Below are 4,170 nucleotides of genomic sequence, written 5' to 3' on the forward strand. Positions count from 1 at the left end.
ATATAATTCATTGAAATATTATACATAAATTAAAAAAATAGTCAACTATATTTTTTCTAAATATTTAAACTATATAAACAGTTAATATTGTAATTTTTTATATTCTTTTTAAGATTAATATATTCAGAGAGTTAATTTAATATGTAAGAAAATTAATATTAAAAAGTATATACAATTATAAAAAAATTTATTATACTTAATATGAGATTTTTATATATATATGATATTAATCTGCATTATATAAATCAAAAATATATTTTTATAATCAGGAGTTCTTTAATATGAAAGATAAAATTTTTGGCGTATTGCAAAGAGTAGGAAGATCTTTTATGCTTCCTATAGCTGTACTTCCTGTAGCAGGGCTCTTTCTTGGAATAGGAAGTTCATTAACTAATACTACAATGCTAAAAACTTATAATTTAATGGGAATTTTGGGACCTGGTACCATTGCCTATAATATATTATCAGTATTAAGTGAGGCTGGCAGTATCATATTCGGTAATTTGCCTATTATATTTGCTATGAGTGTAGCTATTGGTATGGCTAAAAAAGAAAAAGAAGTTGCAGCATTATCAGGTGCTATAGCATTTTTTGTAATGCATGCTTCTATAGGCAAGATGATAACAGTTATGGGGGGAGCAGAAAAATTATTAGCAGGCTCTACTGCTAATGTTGTAGGTATATCATCGCTTCAAATGGGTGTATTCGGAGGCATTATAGTAGGACTTGGAGTAGCCCTATTGCATAATAGATATTATACTATAGAGCTTCCTCAGGTATTATCATTTTTCGGAGGCACAAGATTTGTACCTATAATATCTTCTATTGTTTTCTTGATAGTAGGCATATTGATGTATTATATATGGCCCCCTATACAAGTTTTAATGAATAAATTAGGAGATTTGATAGCTGGTTCTGGTTATATAGGAACATTATTTTACGGTATAATAGAGAGAGCATTGATACCTTTCGGACTTCATCATGTATTCTATACTCCATTATGGCAGACTTCTTTAGGCGGTACTATGATGATAGACGGTACATTAGTAGAAGGTGCTCAAAATATATTCTTCGCTCAGCTAGGCTCGCCTTCAACAACAGCATTCAGCGTAGATGCAACAAGATTTATGACAGGTAAATTTCCATTTATGATATTCGGTTTACCCGGTGCTGCTTTGGCTATGTATAAAACTTCAAGATTAGAAAAAAGACAGGTTGTAGGAGCTTTGCTTTTCTCTGCAGCTTTAACTGCTGTGATTACAGGAATAACTGAGCCTATAGAGTTTACATTCATATTTGTAGCTCCTATATTCTATGCTATTCACTGCATACTTGCAGGCATATCCTTTATGCTTATGCATATACTTCATGTTACAGTAGGTATGACTTTTTCAGGCGGTTTAATAGATTTATTATTATTCGGCATAATACAGGGAAATGATAAAACTAATTGGGTATGGATTATAGTAGTAGGTGCTGTTTATTTCTTTGTTTATTATTTACTATTCTCTGCTTTAATTAAGAAATTTGATTGGAAAACTCCGGGAAGAGAGCCTGACAGCGAAGAACCTAAATTATACAGAAGGGCTGATGTTGCCGCTGCTAAGGCTGCTGCAAGCGGAGAAAATGTTGATACTAATCCTTTATTTAAATATGAAGAAGCTCCGCTTATAACATCAGGACTTGGAGGAAAGAAAAATATCAGCGATGTAGACTGCTGTGCAACAAGACTTCGCATAACAGTACATGATGCTTCTAAAGTTAATGATGCAGTATTAAAGGCTAGCGGTGCTGCTGGAATAATAAAAAAAGGAAACGGCATACAGATAATATACGGACCTAAAGTTACTGTAATAAAATCAAGGTTAGAAGACTATTTACATGACCCTATAAGCGATAAAGAAATAACAGATAATGAGATAATAGAAAATAAAAAAGAAACTGTAAAAGAAACCAATAAAGAAGATATCAAAAAAGAAGAAAAGAAAGAAAGTTCAGCATCAGATTATAAAGTTTATGCCCCTATAAAAGGAAGAATAATAAAATTAGAAAGCGTTAAAGATGAAGCATTCTCAAGCGGTGCTATGGGTAAAGGTGTAGCTATTGAACCTGCAGAAGGAAAAGTATATGCTCCTTTTGACGGTATAATAGAAACTGCTTTTCCTACTAAGCATGCCATAGGCTTGACTTCCGACAGCGGCATTGAATTGTTAATACATGTAGGTATGGATACCGTAAAATTGGGAGGTACGCATTTTATATCGCATATAGAAGAGGGACAAAAAATTAAAAAAGGTGATTTATTATTAGAATTTAATCCTGAAAGAATAAGAGAAGAGGGATATCCAACTATAACACCTATTATAGTTACTAATTCAGATGATTATTCTGATGTAGCTGAAAACTATTCTAGTCCTGTAGATATTGGAGACAACTTGCTTGATATAAAAAAATAATGAGATAATTTAATTTTAAGGGGGCTTATTAATTTAAGTCTCCTTTTTTATTAATATAAAAAATCATAATATAATTGCATTTATTATGATAATCTAATAGCAATATATTTATTATTAAATTAAATTTTTGTTTTTAATTTATTTAAATAAAAAATATTTTGATTTAATATTTTAAAAGTGCTTATTTTTTAGAACTCCATAATACAAAAATCAATTAATATTTATAATATTTTACGATTTTTCTGCACAAAATATATAATGAGGCATATCAATATTATAATAATGTTTTACTATATTATCTATTATTTTCATACCATTTCTAATAGCCACTTTTTGAGAGGCAATATTATTATCTCTTATTATTGAGTAAACTCTATCAGCATTTAAAACATTAAAAGCATAATTTTTACAGGCAATTGCAGCTTCTATTGCAAATCCTTTATGCCAATAATTTTTATTAAATAAATATCCTATTTCAAGAAGTTCATAGGAATTATTTATTTTTTTATCAACTTTTTGTATGCTAAGTCCTGCCTGTCCTATAAATTCATTATTTTCTTTGAATATGCAAGCCCATAATCCAAAACCATAATTCTTATATCTATTTAATTGATTTTCAAACCATTTTGATACCTCTTCATCAGAAAAAGAATGTTCATAAGCATACATTGTTTCTTTATCCTGAAGTATAGAACATAAGTCTTTATAGTCTTTTTTATTATCTTTTTCTAATTCCCTTAAAATAAGTCTTTTAGTTTCTAATATTTTTTTCATAATGATAAAACTAAATATAATAATAATTATTCTTTAAATCTTTTTTTAATTATTTTAATTATAATAAGACATAGTAATATAGCAATAATAAAGGGAATAGCAAAAATAAAAGAAATACTAGGAGGGGCAGAAGCTCCGTCAAATTTAACAGCATAAAACATATACCCGTAATTAAAAGCAACTACAGTAACCATCATATAAGAAAATAGATACGCTATAATTTTAATAGTTTTTATAATTCTTTCTTTTTTATTCATTGTATTTATTATCTTTATTATATAAGAAGTTAAAAAAGTTTAAATATAAAAAATCCCAACAGAAACATCTATTGGGATAAATATATAATATATACCCGGCAACGTTCTACTCTCCCGTAAAGCTACCCTTACAGTACCATTGACGATGAAAGGCTTAACTGCCGTGTTCGGAATGGGAACGGGTGTATCACTTTCTCTATGGTCACCGAAATAATATTAACAAATTAAAAAGAACAAAATTTCAAGTATCTTTACCAGATATATAAGAGCGTAGATAGTCTCATTCTGCTTTTCATTATGAATTCTTTTATTTATTTAAGAAGAAAACGATAATATGGTCAAGCCATTGGTCTGATTAGTGCTGCTCAGCTGAACAGGTATTTCTTCCCTGCTTACACTTGCAGTCTATCAACGTCGTAGTCTCCAACGAAACTCATAGGGAAAGTTCATCTTGAAGGAGGCTTCCCACTTAGATGCTTTCAGCGGTTATCCCGTCCGCACATAGCTACTCTGCGATGCTCTTGGCAGAACAACAGATACACCAGCGGTGCGTTCATTCCGGTCCTCTCGTACTAAGAATGACTCTTCTCAACTTTCCAACGCCCACAACGGATAGGGACCAAACTGTCTCACGACGTTCTGAACCCAGCTCGCGTACCGCTTTAATTGGCGAACAGCCAAAC

3 protein-coding genes and 2 rRNA genes are annotated in these 4,170 nt (G+C 30.6%); 1 reads left to right on the forward strand and 4 read right to left on the reverse strand.

Annotation, left to right across the window (positions count from 1 at the left end; all coding sequences use genetic code 11):
• Positions 1 to 281 precede the first annotated feature (281 nt).
• Positions 282 to 2,456, forward strand: coding sequence for a PTS transporter subunit IIABC (locus QZ288_RS11590; protein ID WP_295159033.1), 2,175 nt, complete (start codon positions 282 to 284; stop codon positions 2,454 to 2,456).
• A gap of 231 nt (positions 2,457 to 2,687) precedes the next feature.
• On the opposite strand, the gene QZ288_RS11595 is transcribed toward QZ288_RS11590, so the two are convergent.
• The 4 genes from QZ288_RS11595 to QZ288_RS11610 all read right to left on the reverse strand — a co-directional run.
• Complete coding sequence (locus QZ288_RS11595) at positions 2,688 to 3,230, reverse strand: GNAT family N-acetyltransferase (protein WP_295159035.1); 543 nt, start codon at positions 3,228 to 3,230, stop codon at positions 2,688 to 2,690.
• 26 nt (positions 3,231 to 3,256) lie between these two features.
• Entirely contained in the window at positions 3,257 to 3,487 is a 231-nt protein-coding gene (locus QZ288_RS11600; RefSeq protein WP_295159037.1) for a hypothetical protein, read from the reverse strand.
• Positions 3,488 to 3,580: 93 nt separating this feature from the next.
• Positions 3,581 to 3,697 (reverse strand): 5S ribosomal RNA (rrf, locus tag QZ288_RS11605).
• A gap of 124 nt (positions 3,698 to 3,821) precedes the next feature.
• Positions 3,822 to 4,170, reverse strand: a 23S ribosomal RNA gene (locus tag QZ288_RS11610); the annotation flags it as partial.

The sequence above is a fragment of the uncultured Brachyspira sp. genome, from assembly GCF_910578695.1.
Taxonomy (GTDB): Bacteria; Spirochaetota; Brachyspiria; order Brachyspirales; family Brachyspiraceae; genus Brachyspira.